The organism is Streptomyces sp. NPDC001002 (genome assembly GCF_053599215.1).
Genome location: NZ_JBSFLV010000037.1, coordinates 43952 through 68542 on the forward strand (window position 1 = coordinate 43952; position 24591 = coordinate 68542).

General features: G+C 71.2%; 24 protein-coding genes. 8 read left to right on the forward strand and 16 right to left on the reverse strand.

Going from position 1 to position 24591, the window contains the following annotated elements; all coding sequences use genetic code 11:
* Positions 1 to 29: 29 nt before the first annotated feature.
* On the reverse strand, positions 30 to 590 hold the full coding sequence (locus ACWDR3_RS18800; RefSeq protein WP_450353610.1) for a YbaK/EbsC family protein: 561 nt from the start codon (positions 588 to 590) through the stop codon (positions 30 to 32).
* A 29-nt stretch (positions 591 to 619) separates the two neighbouring features.
* Entirely contained in the window at positions 620 to 1195 is a 576-nt protein-coding gene (locus ACWDR3_RS18805) for a helix-turn-helix domain-containing protein (protein ID WP_450353611.1), read from the reverse strand.
* Positions 1196 to 1287: 92 nt separating this feature from the next.
* Between ACWDR3_RS18805 and ACWDR3_RS18810 the strand changes: the two genes are divergently transcribed.
* Positions 1288 to 2145, forward strand: a complete 858-nt coding sequence (locus ACWDR3_RS18810; protein ID WP_450353612.1) for an EamA family transporter — start codon at positions 1288 to 1290, stop codon at positions 2143 to 2145.
* A gap of 84 nt (positions 2146 to 2229) precedes the next feature.
* On the opposite strand, the gene ACWDR3_RS18815 is transcribed toward ACWDR3_RS18810, so the two are convergent.
* Positions 2230 to 3027, reverse strand: coding sequence for an acyltransferase (locus tag ACWDR3_RS18815; protein WP_450353613.1), 798 nt, complete (start codon positions 3025 to 3027; stop codon positions 2230 to 2232).
* A 75-nt stretch (positions 3028 to 3102) separates the two neighbouring features.
* Between ACWDR3_RS18815 and ACWDR3_RS18820 the strand changes: the two genes are divergently transcribed.
* Positions 3103 to 3636 carry a gamma carbonic anhydrase family protein gene (locus tag ACWDR3_RS18820; RefSeq protein WP_450353614.1) on the forward strand — a complete coding sequence of 178 codons (534 nt, stop codon included), beginning with the start codon at positions 3103 to 3105 and terminating at the stop codon, positions 3634 to 3636.
* Positions 3637 to 3679: 43 nt separating this feature from the next.
* Here ACWDR3_RS18820 and ACWDR3_RS18825 read toward each other — a convergent pair whose 3' ends face one another.
* From ACWDR3_RS18825 to ACWDR3_RS18840, 4 genes are all read right to left on the reverse strand, one after another.
* The gene (locus ACWDR3_RS18825) at positions 3680 to 4330 is read right to left on the reverse strand and encodes a DedA family protein (protein WP_450353615.1); all 651 of its coding nucleotides are present in this window, start codon (positions 4328 to 4330) and stop codon (positions 3680 to 3682) included.
* Positions 4331 to 4436: 106 nt separating this feature from the next.
* Complete coding sequence (locus ACWDR3_RS18830) at positions 4437 to 6005, reverse strand: carboxylesterase/lipase family protein (protein WP_450353645.1); 1569 nt, start codon at positions 6003 to 6005, stop codon at positions 4437 to 4439.
* Between the two features lie 5 nt (positions 6006 to 6010).
* Complete coding sequence (locus ACWDR3_RS18835; protein WP_450353616.1) at positions 6011 to 8476, reverse strand: beta-glucosidase; 2466 nt, start codon at positions 8474 to 8476, stop codon at positions 6011 to 6013.
* A 341-nt stretch (positions 8477 to 8817) separates the two neighbouring features.
* Positions 8818 to 10716 carry an RICIN domain-containing protein gene (locus ACWDR3_RS18840; RefSeq protein ID WP_450353617.1) on the reverse strand — a complete coding sequence of 633 codons (1899 nt, stop codon included), beginning with the start codon at positions 10714 to 10716 and terminating at the stop codon, positions 8818 to 8820.
* Positions 10717 to 11079: 363 nt separating this feature from the next.
* Between ACWDR3_RS18840 and galU the strand changes: the two genes are divergently transcribed.
* Positions 11080 to 12066, forward strand: a complete 987-nt coding sequence (gene galU, locus ACWDR3_RS18845) for a UTP--glucose-1-phosphate uridylyltransferase GalU (RefSeq protein ID WP_450353618.1) — start codon at positions 11080 to 11082, stop codon at positions 12064 to 12066.
* Positions 12067 to 12123: 57 nt separating this feature from the next.
* Here galU and ACWDR3_RS18850 read toward each other — a convergent pair whose 3' ends face one another.
* Both ACWDR3_RS18850 and ACWDR3_RS18855 read right to left on the reverse strand, forming a co-directional pair.
* Positions 12124 to 12699, reverse strand: a complete 576-nt coding sequence (locus ACWDR3_RS18850) for a hypothetical protein (RefSeq protein ID WP_450353619.1) — start codon at positions 12697 to 12699, stop codon at positions 12124 to 12126.
* A gap of 34 nt (positions 12700 to 12733) precedes the next feature.
* A complete protein-coding gene (locus ACWDR3_RS18855; protein WP_124001482.1) occupies positions 12734 to 13171 on the reverse strand; it encodes a DUF4442 domain-containing protein in 438 nt (145 codons plus the stop codon).
* Between the two features lie 190 nt (positions 13172 to 13361).
* Between ACWDR3_RS18855 and ACWDR3_RS18860 the strand changes: the two genes are divergently transcribed.
* Positions 13362 to 14375 (forward strand): hypothetical protein, encoded by a 1014-nt coding sequence (locus ACWDR3_RS18860; protein ID WP_450353620.1) that lies wholly within the window; start codon positions 13362 to 13364, stop codon positions 14373 to 14375.
* Positions 14376 to 14407: 32 nt separating this feature from the next.
* Here the strand turns inward: ACWDR3_RS18860 and ACWDR3_RS18865 are convergent, their stop codons facing one another.
* Positions 14408 to 15013 (reverse strand): TetR/AcrR family transcriptional regulator, encoded by a 606-nt coding sequence (locus ACWDR3_RS18865; RefSeq protein WP_450353621.1) that lies wholly within the window; start codon positions 15011 to 15013, stop codon positions 14408 to 14410.
* 114 nt (positions 15014 to 15127) lie between these two features.
* Between ACWDR3_RS18865 and ACWDR3_RS18870 the strand changes: the two genes are divergently transcribed.
* Together ACWDR3_RS18870 and ACWDR3_RS18875 are read left to right on the forward strand one after the other, a co-directional pair.
* Positions 15128 to 15577 (forward strand): nuclear transport factor 2 family protein, encoded by a 450-nt coding sequence (locus tag ACWDR3_RS18870; protein WP_450353622.1) that lies wholly within the window; start codon positions 15128 to 15130, stop codon positions 15575 to 15577.
* A gap of 28 nt (positions 15578 to 15605) precedes the next feature.
* Positions 15606 to 16571, forward strand: a complete 966-nt coding sequence (locus ACWDR3_RS18875) for a threonine ammonia-lyase (protein ID WP_450353623.1) — start codon at positions 15606 to 15608, stop codon at positions 16569 to 16571.
* Between the two features lie 44 nt (positions 16572 to 16615).
* Here the strand turns inward: ACWDR3_RS18875 and ACWDR3_RS18880 are convergent, their stop codons facing one another.
* The 3 genes from ACWDR3_RS18880 to ACWDR3_RS18890 all read right to left on the reverse strand — a co-directional run bounded on the left by ACWDR3_RS18880 (position 16616) and on the right by ACWDR3_RS18890 (position 19775).
* Positions 16616 to 17461: a spermidine synthase gene (locus ACWDR3_RS18880; protein ID WP_450353624.1), complete on the reverse strand. Its 846-nt coding sequence runs from the start codon at positions 17459 to 17461 to the stop codon at positions 16616 to 16618.
* Positions 17462 to 17576: 115 nt separating this feature from the next.
* On the reverse strand, positions 17577 to 18746 hold the full coding sequence (gene tuf / locus ACWDR3_RS18885; protein ID WP_450353625.1) for an elongation factor Tu: 1170 nt from the start codon (positions 18744 to 18746) through the stop codon (positions 17577 to 17579).
* 303 nt (positions 18747 to 19049) lie between these two features.
* A complete protein-coding gene (locus tag ACWDR3_RS18890; RefSeq protein ID WP_450353626.1) occupies positions 19050 to 19775 on the reverse strand; it encodes a DNA alkylation repair protein in 726 nt (241 codons plus the stop codon).
* Between the two features lie 50 nt (positions 19776 to 19825).
* Between ACWDR3_RS18890 and ACWDR3_RS18895 the strand changes: the two genes are divergently transcribed.
* Positions 19826 to 20608, forward strand: a complete 783-nt coding sequence (locus tag ACWDR3_RS18895) for a TVP38/TMEM64 family protein (protein WP_450353627.1) — start codon at positions 19826 to 19828, stop codon at positions 20606 to 20608.
* Positions 20609 to 20633: 25 nt separating this feature from the next.
* Here ACWDR3_RS18895 and ACWDR3_RS18900 read toward each other — a convergent pair whose 3' ends face one another.
* Entirely contained in the window at positions 20634 to 21803 is a 1170-nt protein-coding gene (locus tag ACWDR3_RS18900; RefSeq protein WP_450353628.1) for a thiolase family protein, read from the reverse strand.
* 103 nt (positions 21804 to 21906) lie between these two features.
* Between ACWDR3_RS18900 and ACWDR3_RS18905 the strand changes: the two genes are divergently transcribed.
* A complete protein-coding gene (locus ACWDR3_RS18905) occupies positions 21907 to 22377 on the forward strand; it encodes a winged helix-turn-helix transcriptional regulator (RefSeq protein WP_450353629.1) in 471 nt (156 codons plus the stop codon).
* Between the two features lie 31 nt (positions 22378 to 22408).
* Here the strand turns inward: ACWDR3_RS18905 and ACWDR3_RS18910 are convergent, their stop codons facing one another.
* Together ACWDR3_RS18910 and ACWDR3_RS18915 are read right to left on the reverse strand one after the other, a co-directional pair.
* Complete coding sequence (locus ACWDR3_RS18910; protein ID WP_450353630.1) at positions 22409 to 23335, reverse strand: DUF6807 domain-containing protein; 927 nt, start codon at positions 23333 to 23335, stop codon at positions 22409 to 22411.
* Positions 23332 to 24483, reverse strand: coding sequence for a Gfo/Idh/MocA family protein (locus ACWDR3_RS18915; RefSeq protein WP_450353631.1), 1152 nt, complete (start codon positions 24481 to 24483; stop codon positions 23332 to 23334). The genes ACWDR3_RS18910 and ACWDR3_RS18915 overlap by 4 nt, the downstream gene beginning before the upstream one ends.
* Positions 24484 to 24591: the final 108 nt, after the last annotated feature.

Genomic DNA, 24591 nt, shown 5'->3' on the forward strand with positions numbered 1-24591 from the left:
CCGTTCAGACGTACTGCCGGGACACCCCGTCAGACCGCCACTCCCAGCCCCTCCAGGACCACGGCACCCGGCAGTTCGGCGAACGCCTTGCCCGGCACGAGGAGTTTGCCGCGCCGCCGGCCGCTGCCGACCAGGACGTAGGGCAGGTCGACGACCGCCGAGTCCACCAACAGGGGCCAGCCGTCCGGCAGTCCGATCGGGGTGATGCCGCCGTACTCCATGCCGGTCTCGCCCGTCGCGGTGTCCATCGACGCGAACGAGGCCTTGCGGGCGCCGAGTTGGCGGCGGACCGTGCCGTTCACGTCGACCCGGGTGGTGGACAGGGCGACACAGGCAGCGAGGGTGGTCTCGCCACCCCGCTTGCCGGCGACGACCACGCAGTTCGCCGACTTCTCCAGCAGTTCCCGGCCGTAGTGCTCCACGAAGACCGCGGTGTCGGCCCACTGGGGGTCCGTCTCGACGTACACGATCTGCTCGGCGGGGACGCTGCCGCGCCACCGGCGTACGGCCTCGGCGACCGGGCCGATCAGGTCGTCGAGGGCCTCGGGGGCGGGGATGGCGTGGTCGAAGTGTCCGATGGGTGCGTCCATGGCGGCACGCTAACAAACCCCTCGGGGCCTCATGGGCGCACGCCGGGTACCGAGACGCACATGATCATCTCGACCGGCGCGCGGCCCTCGTTGCCGTACGTGTGGGGGCTGTTGGCCTCGAAGGAGACGCTCGAACCGGCCGGGACGGGGTACTTCTCGCCGTCGACGGTGAGGGTCAGCTCGCCCGCCGTGACGTGCACCAGCTCGACCGTGCCGGTGGGGTGCGGGTCGGAGGGGCTGTGGTCGCCGGGCATGAGGCGCCAGTCCCACATCTCCAGCGGGCCGGGGGCCTCGGTGCCGGCGAGGAGTCGGTTGTAGCTGCCGGCGTCGGTGTGCCAGAGCCGTACCGCCTGGTCGGCGGGGACGATCCGGACCCGGGGGCCCTGCTCGTAGTCGAGCAGCGTGGTGATGCTGATGCCCAGCGCGTCCCCGATCTTCACGACCGTGCCGATGCTGGGGTTGGTGCGGGCCTGCTCGATCTGGATGAGCATGCCGCGGCTGACTCCGGCCCGGGCGGCGAGCGCGTCGAGGGTGAAGCCGCGTTCGTTGCGCCAGCGCTTGACGTTGCGCGCCAGGGACTGGTTCAGCAGGTCGAGGTCCGCCACTTTACGTCCAATATTCTGAATGACAGAGTTCAATGCAGTGAACTACGGTGTGATGCACCGGATCGTTCACCGAACTGTACTGCGAGGCGACCGTGACAGCATTCTTCGCCCTGGCCACCAGCCTCCTGTGGGGTATGGCCGACTTCGGCGGTGGCCTGCTCACCCGGCGCCTGTCGGCGCTGACGGTGGTCGTGGTCTCGCAGGTGATCGCGGCGGCCGTGCTCGGCGCGGTCGTGGTGGCGACGGGCGGCTGGACCGAGGCGGGACCGCGCCTGTGGTTCGCGGTCGCGGCCGGACTGGCGGGGCCGGTCGCGATGATCTCCTTCTACAAGGCGCTCGCGCTGGGCCCGATGGGAGTCGTCTCCCCGCTCGCGACCCTGAGCGTGGCCGTCCCGGTCGGCGTGGGCCTCTTCCTCGGCGAGCGTCCCGGCCTGACGCAGGTCGCGGGCATCGCGGTGGCCGTCACCGGGGTCGTCCTCGCGGGCGGCCCCCAACTGCGCGGCGCGCCGGTCCAGCGTCAGGCCATCGTGCTCACCCTCGTCGCGGCCCTCGGCTTCGGCGCGGTCTTCGCCCTGATCGCGGAGGCCTCGACGACCGTCACCGGCCTCTTCCTGGCCCTCTTCGTGCAGCGCCTGACGAACGTGGCCGCGGGCGGCATCGCCCTGTACGTCTCCGTCCGACGCGGCGCCGAGGCCCTCCCGCCGACCGGCTTCCCCTGGGCCTCCCTGCCGACCCTCGCCTTCGTCGGCCTCGCGGACGTGGCGGCGAACGGCACGTACTCGATCGCCGCCCAGCACGGCCCGATCACCGTGGCCGCGGTCCTGGCCTCGCTCTACCCGGTGGTGACGTCCCTGGCCGCCCGCGGCTTCCTCCACGAACGCCTCCGCGCGGTGCAGACAGCCGGCGCGGGCCTTGCTCTGCTCGGCACGTTGCTGCTGGCCGCAGGGTGAACGGGGATCTCCAAGGGGCGCGATCGACATCCACGCCGGCCTGGGCGAGGCGCCGGCCACGCCGCCGAACCAGCGGCGCGTGCGTCAGGACTCCGCGTCCAGTTGCGCCAGCCGTTCCACCGTCTCCTCGTCCAACTCCGAGAGTGCCAGCAGCTGTTCGGGGGTGACGCCGTCGGGGATCGGGACGGGTGCGGGGGTTCTGAGGGGCGGCTGCCAGCCCTCCGTCGCGGTCCAGCGGCGTACGACCCGGGCCGGTGCGCCCGCCACCACCGCGTGGTCGGGGACCTCGCCGCGGACGACCGCGCCGGCGGCCACCACCACGTTTCGGCCGATCCGCGCGCCCGGCAGGATCACCGCGCCGGTGCCGATCCAGCAGCCCGGGCCGATCTCCACCGGCTCCATCCGGGGCCACTGCTTGCCGATGGGCTCGTGGGGATCGTCGTAGGAGTGGTTCGTGGACGTGACGTAGACGTAGGGGCCGAAGTAGCAGTCGCTGCCGATGGTGACCGTCGTGTCGGCGATGACGTGGCTGCCGCGGCCGAGGACCACGCCGTCGCCGAGGCGCAGGATCGGGTCGGGGCCGAGGTCGAGGTCGGGCATCAGGCCCGCGGTGAGGGTGACCTGTTCGCCGACGATGCAGTGGGCGCCCAGATGGATCCAGGGTTCGCCGAAGACCGTGCCGAGCGGGAAGGCGAGTCTGGTACCGGTTCCCATCGCGCCGAAGCGGAACCGTCCCGGGGAGTCCGCGGTCACGGAGCCCGTGCGCTGCACCCAGGCCCAGCCCGCGTGCACGGCGCGCTGGACGAGACGGTGACGCCAGGATGAGAACGTGTTCTTGCGCTTCGGCACCCGCTCACCGTACTGACGGCGAGGTGCGCCCATGAGGTCGAGGGGCTGTGATCTTCGCCCTACCGGGTGGCGTACGGTGCGCTGAGTACCGACGACGAGGAGAGGTCGATGACGCACAAGGCACTGATCACGGGGATCGGCGGCAGGGAGCCGAGGATCAGCGAGGAGGCGTTCGTGGCACCCACGGCCTCGGTGATCGGGGACGTGACGCTGGAGGCAGGGGCGAGCGTCTGGTACGGCGCCGTCCTGCGCGGTGACGTCGAGCGGATCTCCGTCGGCGCGCAGGCCAACATCCAGGACAACTGCACGCTCCACGCCGACCCGGGGTTCCCGGTCAGCATCGGTGAGCGGGTGTCCGTGGGGCACAACGCCGTGGTGCACGGGGCGACCGTCGAGGACGACTGCCTGATCGGCATGGGCGCGACGGTCCTCAACGGCGCGGTGATCGGCGCCGGTTCACTCGTCGCCGCCCAGGCCCTCGTACCGCAGGGGATGCAGGTGCCGCCGGGCTCGCTGGTCGCGGGCGTCCCGGCGAAGGTACGGCGGGAACTGACCGCCGAGGAGCGCGAGGGCGTCACCCTCAACGGAACGCTGTACGCGGAGCTCGCCAAGTCGCACGACGAGTTGTACGAGAAGCCGTAGCCCCCGGCGGCCCCTGGTTCGGGCCCCAGTTCCAGTCCCGGGCTCAGTCGACCGCCGGGACCGGCTCCGTCTCGGCCGCCTCCCGCTGTGCCGCCGCCTTCTTCGCCTTGCGCCTGATCACCAGCATCGACGCGAGCCCGAAGAGGACGGCCGCCGCGAGGCCCAGGTAGGAGAACCGCTTCAGCCAGTCCTCGGCGACCACACCGACGTAGTAGATGACCGCGGTCGTGCCACCCGCCCAGCAGATCCCGCCGAGGACGTTGGCGATCAGGAACTTCCAGTACGGCATGTGCAGGACGCCCGCGAGCGGCCCGGCGAAGATCCGCAGCAGGGCGACGAAGCGGCCGAAGAAGACGGCCCACATGCCCCACTTCTCGAAGGACCGCTCGGCGGTGGCGATATGCCCCTCACCGAAGTGCCGTGGGAACTTCTTGCCGAGCCAGGCCAGCAGCGGCCGCCCGCCCTTGCGGCCGATCGCGTAGCCGATGGAGTCGCCGATCACGGCACCGAGGGTCGCGCAGGCGCCGAGGACGACCGGGTTGATGCCCGAGTGCTGCGAGGACAGCAGCGCCGCCGAGACCAGGACGATCTCGCCCGGCAGCGGGATGCCCAGGCTCTCCAGACCGATGACCAGCGCCACCACGGCATAGACGGCTGCCGCGGGTACCGTGTCGAGCCATTCCTGGACGTGCAACGCCGGTTCCTCCCGATTCGTGACCGTTCGTGCCCTGTTCGTACCCTGCGTACGCGGGCATTCCCGGCGTGCGCCGCGCGAGGCGCACGCCGGGAAGCCTACCGGGTCACCGCGCGGCGGCACCGTCCCACAGATCGCACCGGTGGTCCCGGTGGACGGACGTGCTGAGGACGTTCCCGCCCTTGGACGCCGTGCGCAGCGAGAGCACCACGCCCGGTCCGGCGGGCATCGGCGGCTGTCCGGCGGCCCGCGGCACACCGTCCCGTACGAAGGACCCCCAGTACGCCACCATCTGCCGCGCCAGCGCCCGCTGTTCGGCGTTGAGCGGCGACTCCAGACCGAAGTGCCGGAACAGGTACTGCACTTCGTTCACGTGCGTCGCACCGAAGTCGAAGTCGGTGTGCAGGTTGCGCAGCGAGGCGAAGGGCGGCGAGGTGAGGTCGGCGAACTCGTACGAGTAGACCGGACCGCGCTTCGCGAGGAGACCGTCGAGCCGCAGCGCCGGGCAGGCGAACAGGGTGTCGCCCTGGGCGGTGGCGTACGCGATGGTCGGCGACGGGTAGGCCGAGACCGGGTAGCGGGCCAGCGCCTCCTCGCCGAAGTCGGCGCGCACGGCGTCCGGGTACTGCTCGGCGGTGAGTGGGGTGCCGTTCAGGTCGAACCGCGAGAACGCGAACAGCCGCCCCTCGTCGTGGTTCGCCCCGTTCAGCACCGGCACACCGGCGGCGGCCCCCTTCGCCAGTGCCTCCCCGGGCTGCCGCGGCAAGAAGGTCCCGCCGACCACCGGCGCCCAGTCGAAGTCGCCCTGGGCGGCGAGGATCTCGGCGGCCGACTTGCCGCGCAGACACGCCACGGTCGTGCAGCCGAGCTTCTGCGCGAAGGCAGCACCTTCGGACACGGCCGTCCGATGCGTACGAGCGCTGCAGTCGTCGTAGGCGCCGCTCTCGATGATGCCGGCCCGGAACAGGCCCTTCGCGGAAGGCGAGGCGAGCTGGGTGCAGACCGAACGGCCGCCCGCCGACTCGCCGGCGATGGTCACGCGGCTCGAATCGCCGCCGAAACGGCCGATGTTGGCGCGCACCCAGCGCAGGGCGGCCTGCTGGTCGAGCATGCCGAAGTTGCCGGAGACGCCGTCACGCGCCTCGCCGTCGAGGCCCGCCGCCGCGAGGAACCCCATCGCCCCGAGGCGGTAGTTGACGGTCACGACGACGGTCCCGGTCTGCCGCGCGAAGGCGTCCGGCACGACGTCCTGCCCGGCGCCCGCGGTGAGCCCGCCACCGTGGAACCAGACCATCACCGCGCGCCGCCCGGACCCCTTCGGGACGTACACGTTCAGGTCGAGACAGTCCTCGGTGTACGAGGGCTGCTCGTATCCCGGGTCCCAACTCGACGTCTGTACGCACTTGTTGCCGAAGTCCAGCGCGGAGCGCACTCCTTGCCAGGGCCGGACGGGCTGCGGGTCCCGCCAGCGCAGCTTCCCGACCGGCGGTTCGGCGTACGGGATACCGAGGAACTGCCGTCCCTCGGCGGTGATTTGGCCGCGCACGGCGCCGGAGTCGGTGTGGACGACCGGTCCGCCGTGCGCGGTGCTCGACTCACCTGCCTCCGCGGCGGGCAAGGGCGAGACGAGCGTGACCGCGAGGGCCGTGAGTGCGATACCGAAACGCCGCATCATCCGTGTCACCGCGCCACCTCCACGTTCGTCCGCAACCGCAGATCCCCCGACGACGCCCCGACCCACACCGCCCGACGCCCGGTCCCGAGCACCCAGCCGTGCCGCCTCGGATCCCAGGACGACAGCGTCCGCGCATCTACGCGCACGGTGACTCGGCGCCGCTCCCCCGCCCGCAGCGCCAGCCGCCGGAAACCGCCCAACACCCGTACGGCTTGGTCGAGTCGGAGCTCCGGCGACTTCCCCACATAGACCTGCGGCACGGCGATCCCTTCCCGACGACCGGTGTTGTGCACGACGAAGTCGACGTCGAGACCGTGCCGGTTCCAGCGAGCGGACAGGTCCCCGTAGGAGAAGGAGGTGTACGACAGTCCGTGGCCGAAGGGGAACAGGGGCCGCACGCCCTCCGCGTCGTACCAGCGGTAGCCGACGTGGATGCCCTCCGAGTACTCCTCGGTGCCGTCAACTCCGGGATAGCGGCGGGGGTTTCCGGCGACCGAGTGGTGCTCGTCGTCGACCGGGAAGGACTGGGTGAGCCGGCCGCCGGGGTCGCAGTCGCCGTACAGGACGGCGGCCGTGGCGGCGGCACCTTCCTGGCCCGGGTAGTACATCTGGAGCACGGCGCCCGTGCGGCTCAGCCATGGCATCGAGGTGGAGGACGAGGTGTTGAGGACGACGGTCGTGCGGGGGTTGGCCGCCGTGACCGCCTCGATGAGTTTCGCCTGATTGCCGGGGAGCGCGACGGTCGTGCGGTCGAGGCCCTCGGTGGCGTCCTCGTAGGCGAAGAGGATGACGTCACGCGCTGCCCGCGCGACCTCGACGGCCTCGGCGACGTCCTGCGCGCGGGTCGCGCCGGTGATGCGGCGCAGCCGGAAGAGCTGCCCGGCGTCCCCGCCCTGCGCGGTGATCTGGAGCCGGTGGGCGCCCTTGGTGAGGGCCAGGGTCTTGCGGCGTACCGCCAGTCCGTCCGGTGCGGCGGACACCAGGCCGCCGGAGAAGTACTCGCCGTAGCCGGGGGCGAGCGGGAAGAGGTCCGCGCCGTCGAGGAGCACCTTGGGGCGCAGGGTGGGGGCGGCGGAGTAGTGGATGACGAAGGTCCACTCGTCGGCGTCGGAGACGGTGAGCGTGCCGTCGTACGTCCAACTCGCGCCCGCGCCGACCTGTTGACCCTCGCTGTCGAAGGCCGGGTTCAGGGCCGAGGCGGGGATCGGCTTGCCGAACAGGTCCTCGCCGAGGGCGTAAGTCGCCTTCCCCGCGCGGGACTTGATGACGTCCAGGGGGCTGTCGGCGTGGTCGGGGACGACGTGTGCGCTGCCGCCGCCGCTGACGAAGGGGAGCGTGCCAGTGGGGCCGACGACGGCGACGCTGCCGCCCGGGGAGAGCGGGAGCGTGCGGCGCTTGTTGCGCAGCAAGGTCGCGCCCGCCTTGGCGATCTCCAGGGCGACGGCCGCGCCCGCCTGCGCGTTCCGGTCGGGGCGTGGCGGGGCGCTGCCGTCGAGGAGCCCGAAGCGGTCCATGACGGCGAGGATCCGGCGGACGGCACGGTCGACGTAGCGCTCGGGCACGCTGCCGTTGCGGACGGCGGTCCTGAGCGCCGTACCGAAATGGGTTCCGTCGGGCATCTCCATGTCGAGGCCCGCGGTGATCGCCTTGACCGTGCTGTGGGCGGCGAACCAGTCGGTCATCACCCAGCCCTCGAAACCCCATTGGTCGCGCAGGATGTCGGTGAGCAGGGTCCTGTTCTCGCAGGAGAAGGTGCCGTTGACCTTGTTGTACGCGCCCATCACCGCGCCGGTGCCGGCGTCGACGGCCGCCTCGAAGCCGCGCAACTCGATCTCGTGCAGGGTCTGTTCGTCGACCCGCACGTCGATGGAGTCGCGGTCCTTCTCCTGGTTGTTGAGGGCGAAGTGCTTGACGGTCGCGATGAGCCCCTCGCCCTGGATGCCCTGGATCTCGGCGGCGACCAGTCCTGAGGCGAGCAGCGGGTCCTCGCTGAAGGTCTCGAAGTTGCGGCCCGCGTACGGGGTGCGGATGAGGTTGACCATCGGGGAGAGCAGCACGTCCTGGCCGAGCGCGCGGCCCTCGCGTCCGATCACCTGGCCGTAGCGGCGGGCCAGTTGGGGATCGAAGGCGGCGGCCAGCAGGACGGGGGCGGGCAGGGCGGTGGCGTGCCGGGTGACGCGGACTCCGGCGGGGCCGTCGGCGAGGCGGAGCGGGGGGATGCCGAGGCGTTTCACTCCGGGGACGTAGCCCGCCTGGCCGAGCGAGGCCGGGTCGGTGGCGCCGTGCAGCAGGGAGATCTTCTCGTCGAGGGTGAGCTTGGCGATGAGGCCCTCGACGCGGGGACCGGCCCCCGCGTCGGGTCTGTCCAGCGCGCGGGCGGGAGGCGTGAGAGCGCCGGTGGCCGCCGCGGCGACGGCGATCGATCCGCCCAGCAGACGCAGGGCGGACCGCCGGGAGACGGTGTCGGACATGAGCCGTCACTCCTTCGGTGTGCGGGCACGACGATGTGAACCGCAGTGCGCCCGGCGCCCCCGGTCCGTGTCCGTGTTCGGCAACTGAACGCACTATGCGTCAGGACCGACTTGACACCCCGTTAGACACCACTGGCGCGGCGGGAAAACTATGACCGGTGGTGACTCGTGTCAATGACCTGAACGAGAAAGGGCGGGATGCCGACAACAACCGAAGGTGAACAGGAGAGGAGACCGGAAAAGAGGCCACCCCGGGAGGCGCTGCGGAGAGCGTCCCGGGGTGGCCGTGCCCTGCCGTGGCTCGGCTCGGCTCGGTGAAGGGCTGAGCGAAGGTGACGGGCTCAGTGAAGGTGGAGGGCCGAGCCGAGTCCTGTCGTCAGCGGGGTCGTGATCGCGGCGACGGTGTCCAGCAGTTCGCCCGGGAGGTTGCGGAGTCCGTCCGCGGTGTCGGACAGGACCGCGGGCGCCGGAGCGGGGGCCGGATCGACCGCTCCCCCGGACCCGGACTCGTCGCCGACCTGGGCGATCCGCGTCTCGTACGACCCGCCCTCGGACTGTCCGTCGCCGGGCAACCCACTCTGGGAGGGCTGCGGCTGGAGTCCGGGCGACCCCTCGGCACCGCCCGCGCCGGAATCCCCCTCGGGCCGGCCGTTCTCCCCCGGCGCCCCGTTCTCGGTCTTCGCGCCCCCAGAGTTCCCGTCGGGGGCACCTCCGTCGCCGCCGACGCCCGCCTCCAGCACCCATCGCTGCCGGGCCGACCCGTTCCGTTCGGCGACGACGACGTCCTCCGCCTTCTTCCCCCGGCCGGCCGCGACGAGGAGTCCCTTGCCGCCGCGCAGCAGCAACTCGCCGCGGACGGTGAGGTCGTAGCGCACCTCGCCCGCGTGCACGAGGCACCCGGCCACGACGACCGAGCCGCCGCCGGAACCCGTGTCGGCGTCGAGGCACAGCGTCGGGTCGGCGCCGCTGCGCAGCAGCCCGTCGTCCTGGTAGGACCACTGCTGGGAGGCGGCGGTGGAGCAGTCCGCCAGCACGGCGGCGACGCCCGGCAGCGCCCGGCCGCCCTTGATGTCCAGGCAGAGCCCGTCGGCGGGGTTGCGGAGTCGGCCGCGGCCGACCTCAACGGGCTGGCCCACCGAGGCGGCCGAGGGTGACGACCCGTCGGCCGAGGCCCCTTCCGCCGAGCGCGGCGGGAGGGCCGTATTGCCGCTGGGGGCGCCCCAGGTGGCGGTCGGGTCCGGGACACCGTTGTCATCGGACCAGCCCTTGGCGACGAGGACCGTCGCGAGCAATGCGAGGGAGGTCAGACCGATGCCCACCGCGGCGGCCTTGGTGTGCCTGCGCGGTACGACGGGACGGTGCCGGCCGATGACCGCGGTCGGGGCCGGCCGCCCTGGCGCCACCCGCTCGACGCTCCGGCCCGGACGCGATTCGAGATAGCGCAGGGCTCCCCAGCCGAGCACGGTCTCCGCGAGCAACGCCCCCAACCCGCTCTCGAAATAGCTGAGTTGCTCGGCGGCGAATCGGCAGTAACGGCAGTGCACCAGATGCTGACGGACGTCCGGCAGCAGAGCCCCGCCCCGGCGCAACGGGACGTCGAGGAGGCGGTTGTAGAAACGGCATTCCTTGGAGGGCGCGAGATCGTGGTGGGCACGGACACAGCCGATGCGGAATTGCTCGCGCGCCTGGTCCAGCGCGGTCAAGGCGGTACCGGGGTCCACGCCCAACAGACCGGCCGGTACGGTTATGGGTTCGGCCTCGACCTCCACATGCCACAGGAGGCATTGGGAAGCGCCCGGAAGTTTGCGGAAAGCGCGCTCGGCGAGGCGCCTCCTTTCGGACGTCTCGGACCGCGCGGCCCGCAGCCCGCGACCGCCGGTGGGCTTGCGGAGTTCCGGCAGGGCGGCGGAAATACGGTCGTCCGCGACCCACTCCTTGACCGTGTCCCGCACGGCCACCAGGAGTTGGGGGCGCAGGGCGCCGCCCGCGGTCTTGCCGAGCACGCGGTGGAAGGCGGCGGTGGCGGCCATGGACGACGGGTGCTCGACCGTGGCCAGGCATATGACGGCGTACTCGTAAGTCGCCCTCCAGTGTCGGGCCAGCAGCAACGCGCTCGCGCGGGCGCCGACGGCACTGGCCGCGCCCTGAGCCGACTGCGCGAGGAGCTCGCGGTCGGACTCGCCGGGGTCCGACCCGGGGCGGGGCGCGTACGGAGGGAGTGGGGGGTAAGGGGATTGCACTGAACCAATTCCTTCCAAGCCGCAGGACCGGCAAGGCGAATGCCTGTCCACCGGAAAGCAGGTTGCCTGATTGGTGCATACCTACGACACGCCTGACGCGGTGTGCTATAAGGCCGCTCACCTTCGCACAATTGGTTCACAGGAAACAAGAAGTTCGAGTGACCAAAGTTCAAAACGCTGAAACTTCAGATAAGTTACCGACGGTATCCGCACCCGTATTCGAGTTACCCGCCGGTCGGCCCTCCGTATGTGTGCACTCAAAGACGGTTGGCACACCAAATCTCCAAGTTCCCGGACGGCTCCACAGCGACCTCCGAGGTCCCTCTCGGCCCGCTCTCATCCACCCGCGCAAGCATGGGCCGCATGATCGCCCCCCACGCTTCGAACGCCCCGACACCAACCCCCGCTGCGCCCCGCACTACCGGCACGACCCGCTCGGTCCGCAAGGCCGTCGTCCCGGCGGCCGGCCTGGGCACCCGCTTCCTGCCCGCGACCAAGGCCACGCCCAAGGAGATGCTGCCGGTGGTCGACAAGCCGGCCATCCAGTACGTCGTCGAGGAGGCCGCCGCGGCCGGGCTCGACGATGTGCTGATGGTGACCGGTCGCCACAAGCGGGCCATCGAGGACCACTTCGACAACGCCTTCGAGTTGGAGCAGGCCCTCGCGGCCAAGGGCGACGCCGTACGCCTGGACGCCGTACGCGACCCGGCCCGGCTGGCCAACATCCACCACATCCGCCAGGGCGAGCCGCTCGGCCTCGGCCACGCCGTGCTCTGCGCCCGCCGGCATGTCGGCGACGAGCCCTTCGCCGTCCTGCTCGGCGACGACCTGATCGACCCTCGCGAGACCCTGCTCAGCCGGATGCTGGACATCCGCGACCGGCACGCCGGAAGCGTGGTCGCGCTGATGGAGGTACCGCCGGAGCAGGTCCACCTCTACGGCTGCGCGGCCGTCGAGCCCACCGACGAGGACGGGGTGGTCCGCGTCACCGGCCTGGTGGAGAAGCCGTCCCCCGAGAACGCCCCCAGCAGGTACGCGGTCATCGGCCGCTACGTCCTCGACCCGTCCGTCTTCGCCACGCTGGAACACACCCCGCCGGGCCGCGGCGGCGAGATCCAACTCACCGACGCCCTCCAGCAGTTGGCCGCCGAGGGCACGGTCCACGGGGTCGTCTTCGAGGGCCTGCGCTACGACACCGGCGACAAGGCGGACTATCTGCGCACGGTGGTCAGACTCGCGTGCGACCGGGACGACCTGGGCCCTGAATTCACCGCTTGGCTCAAGGAGTTCGTGGCGGGACTGGAGAGTGGGGACGGGAGGGGTGGGGCGGGGCGGCGGTTGGTGGCGTGATCACGGGTTCCGCCACGGACAGTGCGGCCACCCGCCGACAGGTGGCTGGCGACGGACTCAGCGGCGCAGACGAACGAGTTCGTCCGCGCGACGGTGGTCCTTGGGGCGGCCGAGCGAGCGCCGCATCCGGATCAGGTCGTCCACCGCGGTGTAACGGATGGTGAAGCCAGACGGATCGTGGGCGCTCAACGCCCGGTCCAGACAGGGCGCGACGTCCATGTCGCCCCAGGGGAGGGCGGGGGTGCACAGGTCGCCGCTGACGCAGGTCACCTGGTACGCCTCCTGAGGACGACCGAGGTCGGGCAGTTCGGTGCAGCCCGCGGTGGTCAGGGCGTCACGCAGGGCGCGCGCCTGTTCGGGCGTACCGTCCCACAGCAGGTCGAGGTCGCCGGTCAGCTCCGTCGAGCCGTGCATGATGCCGGCGACCTGACCTATGACCACCGCGTGCGAACCTGCCGCGTGCAGCGCCCGGAGGAGAGGAAACGGGTCGAAGCCGAGCGCGCCGTCCGTGGCGAACGTGCCGGCGACGTCATCGGCCTCCTCCGGGCCACGCCCCGTGGCAGCACGTTCACGGGTCGCCTGCTGGATACGCCCGACGGCGTGACGAAGTCGGGAAACGGCAGCCTCGTTCATTCCACTCATTCAACAGCAGGGGCCAAGGACGAGCTCAGCCGTTGGGGCGCAGCGTCCAGAGCACCGTCATCTCGCCGGTGACCGCTCCGTCCTCGCGCTGGATGGCGACCGTCACGGGGAACTCCGGGCGCTTGCCCTCGTCCAGTTCGGCGATGACGTCGGCGATGGGGCGGCCGAGGGTGGCGGTGGCCCTGACCGGGCCGAGGGCGATCTTCTTGAACGCGATCTCGGCGTTGACCGGCAGCGGCACGGCGCGCGAGAGCTGGTCGCCGAACGCGGCCAGCACGATCGCGCCGCTGGCCGACTCGCCCAGCGTGAACATGGCCCCGGCGTGCGGCCCGCCCACGTGGTTGCGGTACTCGCTCTGGTCCGGCAGCGCCAGGACGGCACGCTCCGGAGTGGTCTCCAGGTACTCCAGGTTCAGCGTGCGAACCATCGGCACCGTGGCGGCGAGCAACTCGCCGATGGACATCTGATCTGCGCTCATGACGGGCATGTTACCCACGAGTAGCGATGGGTGGCCAGATCTGTGCGGTGACTCCTGTCTCGATGAGTTGCGCGACGCCTCGCCCGCCGCCCCGCCCGAGCGCCCTCGTTTTGCTACGGCCCTGACAAGCCGCAGTGACCGAATCGTGTCCTCGGCGGCACTATCGTGGCTCCCCATGTGGCCAGGACAGCAGCCGCCCGGGGGCGAGCAGAACCCGCAAGCGCAGAACAACCCGTACCAGCAGCCGGGGTATCAGCAGCCGAATCCGTACCAGCAGCCGGGCTTCCAGCAGCCCAACCCCTATGCGCAGCAGCCGCAGTGGGGCACCCCGGCTCCGGCGGGCCCGCCCCAGCAGCCGAACGGAGGCGGCGGCAACCGTACGAAACTGGTCGCGATCCTGGCCGCCACCGCCGTCGTCGTGGCGGCGGGCGTCACCGGGTTCCTGGTCCTGGGCGGCGACAAGGACGACACGGCGGACGACGCCAAGGACAAGGACACCAAGCCCTCGACGAGCGCGCCCGCCGAGCCGAGCGCGTCGGTCTCCGACGCCAACCCGCGCGGCGGCGACACGGTGAAGGCGACCATCCCGGGCTGGAAGGTCGTCACGAACCCGAAGTGGGGCACGGCCTTCGACGTACCGGCGGACTGGGAGGTCCAGTCCCCCGGCCTGACGATCGGCTTCGAAGACAGCGCGAAGAACGCCGACGCCAAGCCGCTCATCGTGATGTCCGCGCCGGCCTACTTCAAGTCCAAGTGGTGCACCTCCGACGACGACAAGGACGGCCGCTCGGACGACACCCCGCTCGCCGCCGTCGGCACCAAGGGCTCGGACGGCGCCAAGGACACGAACGAGGTCGCCGTGAACCAGGTGCCCTGGTGGGTCTTCGGCGGTTACACGCAGCCCGACAAGAAGAGCATCACCTTCGACGACAAGGCCAAGGCGTACACGACGAAGGCCGGCATCGAGGGCAGCTACGCCTGGGCCCGCTCGAAGAACAGCCCGCAGATCGGCAAGTCGAAGTGCAACAGCGACGGCAAGGCCATCACGTTCGGCTTCAAGAACTCCGCCGGTGACTTCGTGGCCTGGAGCCTGTACGGGGCGACGGGCGTCAAGGGCGAGGTCCCGGACGCGACCATCATGAAGATCCTCAGCACGGTACGGCTGGCGGGGACGCCGACCGGGGGGTGACCGTCCCCTACGTGTTACGGCTTGAGGCTCTGTCACGGCTTGAGACCGTCGAAGACGATGGTGAGCATCCGCGCGCGTACCGCCTCCTGAAGGCGGGCGCGCGCGGAGGCTTGTGAGGTGGCGACGAGCAGGGCGTACACCTCGGGCAGTTCGACGTCGTCCCGGACGGCGCCCGCGAGTTGGGCGCGCTGAAGCAGCGCGCCGACGGCTCGACGCAGTCCGTCCGATGCCCGCGCGGCCGCACCGCCGACGTCGCCACCGGCATCGAGCAGCGCCTCGCCTATGGCGATCTTGCCGGCCGCGTCGGCGACGAGGTGACGGAAGAAGTCGAAGAACGCCGGGCCCGGGTCCGTCGCGTCCAGCCGCGCCTCGGCCTGCTCGCGCAGCCGGTCGAAGCGCTGCACGAGAACGGCCTCCAACAGCGCCGCCTTGGTGGGGAAATGGCGGAAGACGGTGGCGATGCCGACGCCTGCCAGGCGGGCGACCTCCTCCGTGGACGCGGACTGTCCGCCCTTCCCGAAGACCTCTTCGGCGACGGTCAGGATCCGCTCACGGTTGGTCCGCGCGTCGACGCGCAGCGGCCGCCGACCATCGGTCTCTGGGCGGCCTGTCTCTCTCTTGCCCGGGGTACTGCTCATCGCACTTTCCCTCGTACACAGTTATCCGAAGTCGCGACTCCGTATACTCGGAGTCCGTACTCCGGATGGTAGTTCGACGCCCCCGCACGTCGACGCCGACGACAGGAGACTGCCATGACCCAAGTCCTCAGCCCGCGCGAGGTGTTCCTCGCACTCGTGAACGGCGTCGCGGAGGGCCGCTGGAGCGAACTGCCCGACCTCTACGCGGAGAAGACCAACGTCGTCCACCCCTTCCACCCGCTCCGCGCGGCCGCGCTGCGCACCCGCGACGAACTGCGCGAACACTTCACCCCGACCGACGACATGCCCCAACTGCAGCGCCGGGCAACGGACATCACGATCCACGAGACGACCGACCCCGAGGTCATCGTCGCCGAGTTCGCGTACGAGGGGACGGTCGTGGAGACCGGCGAACCCTTCAGGCAGCCGGGCATCTTCGTCCTACGGGTGCGCGACGGCCGGATCGTCGAATCCCGCGACTACTTCGACCACCTCACCGGGGCCCGGGTCCGGGGCCAACTCGACGCGCTGGTCGCGGACGTACGGGCGAGCAGCACCGCCTGAGGCGCCGCCGGCACTACGCTTCCGTCTCGTGCTGGAGACGCGACTGGACACCGACCGGATCAGGGCGGCCCGCCGTTCGATCGACCCGATCTTCCTCGACACTCCGCTGTACCGCTGCGAGGCACTGGAGCCCACTCTCGGCTGCGCGGTGAGCATCAAGCTCGAAACGGCCAATCCGGTACGGAGTTTCAAGGCCCGCGGCACCGAGGTGGTCGCGAGCCAGCTCGCCGACAGCGGCCGACGAGCCGCGGTGTGCGCCAGCTCGGGCAACCTCGGCCAGGCCCTCGCCTGGTCCGGCCGCGCCCGAGGACTCGACGTGACCGTCGTGTCGTCCCGCTTCGCGACCGCGACCAAACTGGACCGCATCCGCGCGTTGGGCGCCAGGCTGGAACTCGTCGACGGCGACCACGAGTTGGCCCGCGACCGGGCGGTGGCCATCGCACGATCGGACGGCATCCGGCTGGTCGAGGACAGCCTGGACATCGAGACCTGCGAGGGCGCGGCGACCATCGGCCTCGAACTGGTCGCCACCGAGCCGAAGTTCGACACCGTCCTGGTCGCTCTCGGCGGCGGGGCGATGGCCACCGGCGTGGGCCACGTCCTCAAGACCTTCGCCCCCGAAGTCGAGTTGATCTGCGTCCAGCCGCTGGGCGCACCGGCGATGACCCACTCCTGGCACAACCGCCGGGTCATCACCACCGACTCCACGAACACGATCGCCGACGGCGTCGACGGCCGCCGCCCCATCCCGGCCGTCCTGGACGACCTCCTCCTGGTCGCCGACGACGCCGTCCTGGTCCAGGAGTCCTCGATCATCACCGCCATGCGACTGCTCTTCGACCAAGCCGGCCTCGTCGTCGAACCATCGGCGGCACTCGGCATCGCGGCCCTCCTGGAAAACCACGACCGCTTCGCCGGGCGACATGTGGTCACCGTGGTGTGCGGCAGCAACGTCGATGGAGAGGCCTATCGAGGGTGGGTCACGGGCCGATAGGGGCTCCCATCGACGGCGACTACGGCAACGGCAACGGCAACGGCTCAGCCGATACCGAACGCCCCCGCCGGCGGCTCGGGCGACGGCACGGCGTCCTCGTCCCGTACCGGCCGCGCTCCGCCCATGAAGTCCCGTAGGGCGCCCCCGTGTTCGACCCGAGCCGGGAAGGCGTCGGCGGACGTGAGGCGGGCAAGGGCGGCGGTGTTCACGGGGTGGTGCGAGGCGACAAGTACCGCGTTGCCGAAGCGGCGGCCACGCAGTACCGCCGGTTCGGCGATCAGCACCAGTTCCTCGAACACAGCGGCAAAGGTGGCGAGTTGGGAACGCAGGAAGGCGAACGGCGAGGCGTCGGCGAGATTCGCCAGGTACACGCCTGTCCCACGCAGCACCCGGTCGGCTTCGCGCGCGTAACCCACGGACGTGAACTGCGCCGGCACCCGCGATCCGCCGAAGACGTCGGCCACCAGGACGTCGGCGGAGTCCGCGGGGGCGGATTCCAGCCAGGCGCGGGCGTCCGCGGTGTGCAGGGCGATGTCGTCGCCGGCCGGGAGTGGCAGGTGTTCCACGACCAGGTCCAGCAGACCCTGGTCCATCTCGACGACCTGCTGCCGGGAACCGGGCCGGGTCGCGGCCACGTACCGCGGCAACGTCAGCGCCCCGCCACCGAGGTGCAGGACGTCCAGCGGACGCTCCGGCTCCGCGACGGTGTCCAGTACGTGCCCCAGCCGTCGTACGTACTCGAACTCCAGGTACGCCGGTTCGTCCAGATCGACGTACGACTGCGGCGCCCCGTCGACCGTCAGCAGCCAGGCCCGCTTCCGGTCGACGTCGGGCATCAGCTTGGCGGTGCCGTGATCGACATCGCGCATCACGGGTATGGGCTCGCTCACGCCCTCATTGTCTCCGGTGCTGGGCAACGCCGGCTCCGGATGTGCCGTCAGGGGCGCGGGGAACTGCGCGGCCAGCCACACACGGCCCGCAGTCCCCCACTCACCTCAACCCCCCTCACACAAGGGCGGTCACCGTCCCGGCTCCGACGGTCCGACCACCCTCACGGATGGCGAACCCCAGACCCGGCTCCAGCGGAACGTCCCGCCCCAGCTCAACGGTCATCGTGACCGTCTCCCCGGGCCGAACAACCCCCACCTCACCAAGGTCGACATCGCCCACCACATCCGCCGTCCGGATGTAGAACTGCGGCCGATACCCCGTCGCAACCGGCGTCGTACGCCCACCCTCACGGGTCGACAGCACGTACACCTGCGCGGAGAAGCGCCGACTCGGCACGACACTCCCCGGCGCCGCGACCACATGCCCGCGCCGCACGGCATCCCGTGGCACCCCGCGGAGCAGCAGCGCCACGTTGTCGCCGGCCTGCGCCTCGTCCATGGGCTTGCCGAAGGTCTCCAGGCCGGTGACGACGCTCTCCAGCCCGGCGCCGAGCACTTCGACCCGGTCGCCCACCCGCACGACTCCGCGCTCGACCGCACCCGTCACCACCGTCCCCCTGCCTGTGATGGTGAGCACGTTCTCCACCGGTAGCAGGAACGGCGCGTCCAAGTACCGCTCGGGCATGGGCACATACGTGTCCACGGCGTCGAGCAGCGCCTCGATGGACGCCGTCCAGCGCGGGTCGCCCTCCAGGGCCTTCAGTCCGGAGACCCGTACGACGGGTACGGCGTCGCCGCCGTAGCCCTGCGCGGTGAGCAGCTCGCGGACCTCCAGCTCGACGAGGTCGGTGAGCTCCTCGTCGCCCGCGTCCGCCTTGTTCAGGGCGACGACGATGTGGTCGACGCCCACCTGGCGGGCGAGCAGGACGTGCTCGGCGGTCTGCGGCATGATCCCGTCGACCGCGGAGACGACGAGGATCGCCCCGTCGAGCTGCGCGGCGCCGGTGACCATGTTCTTGACGTAGTCGGCGTGGCCCGGCATGTCCACGTGCGCGTAGTGCCGGGTGTCGGTCTCGTACTCGACGTGCGAGATGTTGATGGTGATGCCGCGGGCGGCCTCCTCCGGGGCGCGGTCGATGCGGTCGAACGGCACGAAGGTGCCGGTGCCGCGGTCGGCGAGCACCTTGGTGATGGCGGCGGTCAGAGTGGTCTTGCCGTGGTCGACGTGGCCCATGGTGCCGATGTTGAGATGCGGTTTGGTGCGCACGTATGCCGTCTTGGGCATGGCTGTACCTCGAAGCCTCTTCAGTGGTGAAAAGCGGGGACCCCAAGGACTCGCCGACCCTCCCCCTGCGGGGTCCGCCGGACGATCCGGAGAGGGTCAGCTTCGAGCGCCGTCGACTGCGGCGACGATGACGGGAACGGCAGCCTTCGGGGCATCCGCACCTGCGGATGCTGCGAGAGGGAAGGCGTACCGGAACATGGCTCCGATTATTGCCGACGCCCTGCCCAGGGGCGAATGGTTTTCTCCACGGGCGAATTCGGGCCCGTCGGGTTCAGCACTCGCCGGGTTCAGCACTCGCCGGGTTCAGGCCCCGCCGATGTTCTTCAGCGCCTCCCGCACCGACAGCGGCGCGAACCGTCCCCGCTCCCGCCCCAGGAACTCCCGTACCGCCTCCGGGTCGGTCTTGGCGTACTCGCGCAGGCACCAGCCGATGGCCTTGCGGATGAAGAAGTCGGGGTGTCCGGACTGGCGCAGGCAGTACGCGAAGAGGCGTTCGGTGTCGGTGCGTTCCTTGTAGCGCAGCTGGTGGAGGAGAGCGGTGCGGGCGATCCACAGGTCGTCGTCGCCGATCCAGGCGTCCATGTCCCGGGCCAGTTCCCGGTCGGCCGCGATGAGTCCGCCGACGACATGGGCGGCGAGCGCGTCCACGGTGTCCCACCAGGGGTTGGTCGACACGAGGCGCCGGGCCACCGGCAGGAAGCCGGACGTGCACGCGCGCGCGTGGCGGCGCAGATAGTCGACGGCGAAGTACTGGTACTCCCGCTCGGGCAGCTGCCAGCAGCGCAGGGCGATCGCCGTGCAGTCGGCCTCGGCGGGGCGCGGCAGACCGTCCTCGACGGCACGGGACAGGGCGCGGCGCACGGGGGTGGTCAGGCCGAGGAAGGGGGCCACGTCCTTCATGTACGCGCGCATCGGAGCGGCGCGTTCCGGATCGGCCGCGGCGGAGTAGGCGGCCGTCAGCCGTTCCAGCACGGTGTCCGCGAGTGTGCTGAACGGCACGTCCGTTGTGCTCCTGTCTGTGACGTTCATGAGACGAACCATACGGCGATCACACACATGCGTCCGTTAGTGTCGCGGGCATGCTCGATGCCACCACCCGCTCTGGTGACACCGCCACGGTCTCTCCCCGGGCCACCGCCACGGAGCTTCTGCTTCCCGTGCGCGTAGTCACCGTCCCAGCGCCGACGACTCCGCTCGCGCGCTGCGGCAGAGTGCTGCGCTCGCCCTGGTCCCGGTTCTCGCTGCTGGTCGCGCTGCTCGCGGCGGCCGGTGCGAGCGTGCTGCTCTTCGAGCCGCAGAAGCTGCTGGCCGACGGGTGGCCACCACACGTGGGCGGGGTCACGGCGGCTCTCGTGTTCGCGGGGGCGTACGGGCTGGTCACGGTGGCGTTCGTACCGCGTCCACTGCTGAACCTGGCCGCGGGTGCGGTGTTCGGCTCGGCGGTGGGTCTGGGGACCGCGCTGGTGGGCACGGTGCTGGGCGCCGCGCTCGCCTTCGGCCTGGGCCGGGTGCTCGGTCAGGACGCCCTGCGGCCCCTACTGCGCGGGCGGCTTCTGAAGGCGGCGGACGGGCAGTTGAGCCGGCACGGCATGCGCTCGATGCTGGCGGCGCGGCTGTTCCCCGGGCTGCCGTTCTGGGGCGTGAACTACGCCGCCGCCGTCTCCCGCATGGGGTGGACGTCCTTCCTGGTGGCGACCGCGCTGGGCTCGATCCCGAACACGGCCGCCTACGTCGTCGCCGGCGCCCGCGCCTCCGCCCCGACCTCGCCGATCTTCCTGATCGCGCTGGCCTCCATCGCGCTGCCGACGGTGGCGGGCGCGGTGATGGCCTGGCGCAAGCGCCACCACCTGCGCAAGCCCTGACGCCCCCTCAGCCTTCCGCGATCCCTCAAATCCCTTCGAGGATCATCGCGTTGGCCAGTCCGCCCGCCTCGCACATCGTCTGCAAGGCATAGCGGGTGCCGCGCTCGCGCATCGCGTGTACGAGGGTGGTCGTCAGCCGGGTGCCGCTGGCCCCGAGCGGGTGACCGAGGGCGATCGCGCCGCCGTGCACGTTGACCTTCGCGAGGTCGGCGCCGGTCTCCTGCTGCCAGGCCAGGACGACGCTGGAGAACGCCTCGTTGACCTCGAACAGGTCGATGTCGTCGAGGTTCAGGCCGGCCCTGCGCAGCACCTTCTCGGTGGCCGGTATGACGCCGGTGAGCATGAGCAGCGGGTCGGAGCCGGTGACGGCGAAGCTGTGCAGCCGGGCCAGCGGGCGCAGACCCAGGCGGGCCGCGGTCTCGCTGGAGGTGATGAGCACGGCCGAGGCGCCGTCGTTGATCGGGCTGGCGTTGCCCGCCGTGACGTTCCACTCGATCTGCGGGAAGCGCTCGGCGAAGGCGGGGTCGTAGTACGCGGGCTTGAGACCGGCGAGGATCTCGGTGGTGCTGTCGGGCCGGACGCACTCGTCGCGCGCCACCCCGTCCAGCGGCGCGACCTCGGCGTCGAAGAGACCGGCCTGCCAGGCGGCCGCCGCCTTGTGGTGCGAGGAGACCGCGAAGGCGTCCATCCGGTCCCTGGTGATCGACCACTTGGCGGAGATCAGCTCGGCGCTGATGCCCTGCGGGACCAGGCCCTCCGGGTAGCGCTGGGCGACTCCGGGGCCGAAGGGGTCCTTTCCGGGCGGCACGTTCGACCACATCGGCACCCGGCTCATGGACTCGACACCACAGGCGACGACGAGGTCGTACGCCCCCGAGATGACGCCCTGGGCGGCGAAGTGCACGGCCTGCTGGGAGGAGCCGCACTGGCGGTCCACGGTGGTCGCGGGGACCGTGTCCGGGAAGCCCGCCGACAGGAGGGCATAGCGGGTGGTGTTCATGGCCTGCTCGCCGACCTGGTCGACGGTGCCGCCGATAACGTCGTCGATCAGCGCGGGGTCGACGCCGGAGCGCTCGACGAGGGTGCGCAGGGTGTGGGCGAGGAGTTCCACCGGGTGGACGTGGGCGAGGGAGCCGTTCGGCTTGCCCTTGCCCACGGGGGTGCGTACGGCTTCGACGATGACTGCGTCGCGCATGGTGCCGGCCTCCTGTGACTACGCCGCCTACTAGTGAGTAGGAAATCCAAACTCACCATAGCTCGGCGAGTTGGAAAATCAAACCCTCCTCTACACTGCGTGTATGTCCGCCGCCAAAGACCCGCGCCCCTGTTCCATCGCCGACACCCTGGCGCTCGTCGGCGAGAAGTACTCCTTGCTGGTCCTGCGCGAGGTCTGCCTGGGCAACGGCCGCTTCGACCAACTGGTGCGCAACATCGGCGCCCCGCGCGACATCCTGACCACCCGGCTGCGCCGGCTCGTGGACGTCGGGATCCTGACCAAGCGCGCCTACAGCGAGCGTCCGCAGCGCTTCGAGTACCGGCCGACACAGGCGGGTCTGGAGCTGGAGCCGGTCCTGATGACCCTCATGGAGTGGGGCGATCGCCATCTCCGTACGGAGGACGACCGCCCCATGGTCGTGGAGCACGTCTGCGGCAACGAGCTGGTCCCGGTCGTCACCTGCCGGGCCTGCGGCGACGAGGTGCGCCACGAAGACCTCACCGCCCACCCCCAGGTTCCGGGATGGACGGTGAAGGGTCCTACGGCGGCGTAGCGCCGCGTCGCACTGAACTACTGGCGACCGCTCACCACGGGTGCGCCGCAAGGTACTTGGTGATCTCCTCGCGCTCCCACGCCCCGTCGGCCACGACGACCCGGTAGCGGCGGGTGAGGGTGTCGCCGGGGGCGAGCTCCAGTTCGTCGTAGAAGGACCACGACGGAGCGATGCCGGCGAAGGGCTCGTTGCGCACGAACCAGTGGGCGGGGTGGGCGCCTTCGGCCCCCGCGTGGTCGTTCTCCGGGGCGTGCGCGAAGACGAGCGTGGCGTGGCCGTCGGTGCCGTCGTGCTCCCCGGAGAGGGCGAGCCAGGGCCCCTGGGTGCCCATCAGGTCCGGTCCCTCGCCGTCCGGACCGATGATGCGGCCGTCGCGGAAGGCGCGCGGGCCGCGCCAGAACAGGCCCGTGTATCCCGCCGATTCACGCCCCGCGGTGGTCGGGCTGCCGAACCGCAGTGGCTCGTCCCGTCGGTTGGTGACCGCGCTGGTCCAGGTCAGCGCCCAGGAGCCGGACTCCGGATGCACGTCGTGGACCTCGATCCGGCGCGCCTCCTCGGCCCACAGTTCACCGTCGTACGGGTGCCAGGTGAGCCGTTCGGCGATCACGGCCCGGTCCTCGTGCGCGGCGACCTCGTCGAAGCCGACGTGGGTCATCGAGCCGACGCGCTCGGGGAGTTCGAGGTAGCCCTCGCCGTGCACGTAGGAGTTGCCGCCCCACAGGTTGGCGCCGGACAGATGCGAGGCCGTGAGCTGGAGGCCCTTGTGCCAGCGGTGGTCGTTGGGCCGGTAGTCGGTGACGATGTCGCCGGCCAGGGTGCGGATCGGGTGGAGGTACGGCTTCGGCGCCTCCCAGGCGGCCTCGGCGGCGTACACGTAGCTCAACAGCTCGACGCCGGTGGCCGGTTCGGTGAGGGTGATCCGGTCGCCGTGGGCGTGCACGAGACGCAGTCCGGTCACGCGGACACCTCCTTCGCGGCGGCGGGGGCCCAGCCGGGCGCGTTGCCGTGCATGGCCGTGTAGAAGGGGTCGCCCGGGCCGATGTCGCCCGCCGCGACCGTCGCGTCCGTGAACGCGGCCTTGTAGAGCGCGGCGATCAGCTCCAGGCTCGTACGCCCGTCGGCCCCGCTGCTGCGCGGTCGCTCACCCGCGCGCATGCTCGCGACCAGCTCTCGCAGCTGCGCCAGGTGCGAACTGGGCACGTCCGGGCCGAAGTCCCGCCATGCGGCGAGTTCGTCGGCCGGTACGCCCGGGGCCGGGGTGATGCGCCAGTTCGCATTGGAGTGGCCGTAGAGATGGGTCAGTTCGACGGTGGCGCGTTCGCAGTCGATGCGGATGCGGCTGACCTCGTCAGGGCTCAGGACGCTGTTGACGACCGTCGCCAGCGCGCCGTTCTCGAAGCGGACCAGCGCGGTCGAGACGTCCTCGGTCTCCACGTCGTGGACGAGCCTGCCGGCCATCGCGCGCACCTCGCGCCACGGCCCGAGGAGGTCGAGCATCAGGTCCATCTGGTGAATGCCGTGGCCCATGGCGGGGCCACCGCCCTCGGTCGCCCAGCGGCCGCGCCAGGGCACCGCGTAGTAGGCGGTGTCCCGGTACCAGGTGGTCTGGCAGTGCGCCACGAGCGGCCGGCCCAGCGCACCGCTCGACAGCAGCCCGCGCACATGACTGGAGGCCGAGCCGAACCGGTGCTGGAAGACGATCGCGGCGTACGGGCCGCCGTCCGTACCCTCCTCGGCCTCCACCGCCGCGTAGTCCGCGAGGGTCGGCATCGGCGGCTTCTCGCACCACACCCAGGCCCCGGCGCGCAGCGCGGCGATCGTCTGCGCGCGGTGCAGGGTCGGCGGGGTGCAGATGGTCACCAGGTCGGGGCGCTGCTCCCGGAGCATCAGGTCCAGATCGGTGTACGCGTTCGGGACACCGCCCTCCCGGCAGAACTCCTCGACCGCGATGGCATCGATGTCAACGGCGGCGACGACCTCCGTCTCGCCCTCCTCGGCGAGCCGCGCGAGCGCGGGCAGATGGGAGCCGCGGCCGATGGCGCCGGTGCCGATGACGGCGGCCCGGACGCGCCGGCCGGCCAGGGGGGCGGTCGCAGGTGTGGACATGGACGAGATCAGCACTCCTCGGGGGACGACGAGCCGACGAGAGGGCAGGACGAACGGCACGGCCGTTGTCACGACGACCGCGCAGCAAGCGCTTTCCCCTCCCCTGAA

Bases quoted from the DNA above. Each gene is read 5' to 3' on its own strand.
- ACWDR3_RS18850 (WP_450353619.1), bottom strand. From the start codon at position 12,699: ATGAACGAGGCTGCCGTTTCCCGACTTCGTCACGCCGTCGGGCGTATC.
- ACWDR3_RS18830 (WP_450353645.1), bottom strand. From the start codon at position 6,005: ATGATGCGGCGTTTCGGTATCGCACTCACGGCCCTCGCGGTCACGCTC.
- ACWDR3_RS18915 (WP_450353631.1), bottom strand. From the start codon at position 24,483: ATGTCCACACCTGCGACCGCCCCCCTGGCCGGCCGGCGCGTCCGGGCC.
- ACWDR3_RS18800 (WP_450353610.1), bottom strand. From the start codon at position 590: ATGGACGCACCCATCGGACACTTCGACCACGCCATCCCCGCCCCCGAG.
- ACWDR3_RS18815 (WP_450353613.1), bottom strand. From the start codon at position 3,027: ATGGGCGCACCTCGCCGTCAGTACGGTGAGCGGGTGCCGAAGCGCAAG.
- ACWDR3_RS18890 (WP_450353626.1), bottom strand. From the start codon at position 19,775: ATGAACGTCACAGACAGGAGCACAACGGACGTGCCGTTCAGCACACTC.
- ACWDR3_RS18870 (WP_450353622.1), top strand. From the start codon at position 15,128: ATGACCCAAGTCCTCAGCCCGCGCGAGGTGTTCCTCGCACTCGTGAAC.
- ACWDR3_RS18900 (WP_450353628.1), bottom strand. From the start codon at position 21,803: ATGCGCGACGCAGTCATCGTCGAAGCCGTACGCACCCCCGTGGGCAAG.
- galU (WP_450353618.1), top strand. From the start codon at position 11,080: ATGATCGCCCCCCACGCTTCGAACGCCCCGACACCAACCCCCGCTGCG.
- ACWDR3_RS18855 (WP_124001482.1), bottom strand. From the start codon at position 13,171: ATGTCCATCGGCGAGTTGCTCGCCGCCACGGTGCCGATGGTTCGCACG.
- tuf (WP_450353625.1), bottom strand. From the start codon at position 18,746: ATGCCCAAGACGGCATACGTGCGCACCAAACCGCATCTCAACATCGGC.
- ACWDR3_RS18820 (WP_450353614.1), top strand. From the start codon at position 3,103: ATGACGCACAAGGCACTGATCACGGGGATCGGCGGCAGGGAGCCGAGG.
- ACWDR3_RS18860 (WP_450353620.1), top strand. From the start codon at position 13,362: ATGTGGCCAGGACAGCAGCCGCCCGGGGGCGAGCAGAACCCGCAAGCG.
- ACWDR3_RS18895 (WP_450353627.1), top strand. From the start codon at position 19,826: ATGCTCGATGCCACCACCCGCTCTGGTGACACCGCCACGGTCTCTCCC.
- ACWDR3_RS18865 (WP_450353621.1), bottom strand. From the start codon at position 15,013: ATGAGCAGTACCCCGGGCAAGAGAGAGACAGGCCGCCCAGAGACCGAT.
- ACWDR3_RS18905 (WP_450353629.1), top strand. From the start codon at position 21,907: ATGTCCGCCGCCAAAGACCCGCGCCCCTGTTCCATCGCCGACACCCTG.
- ACWDR3_RS18835 (WP_450353616.1), bottom strand. From the start codon at position 8,476: ATGTCCGACACCGTCTCCCGGCGGTCCGCCCTGCGTCTGCTGGGCGGA.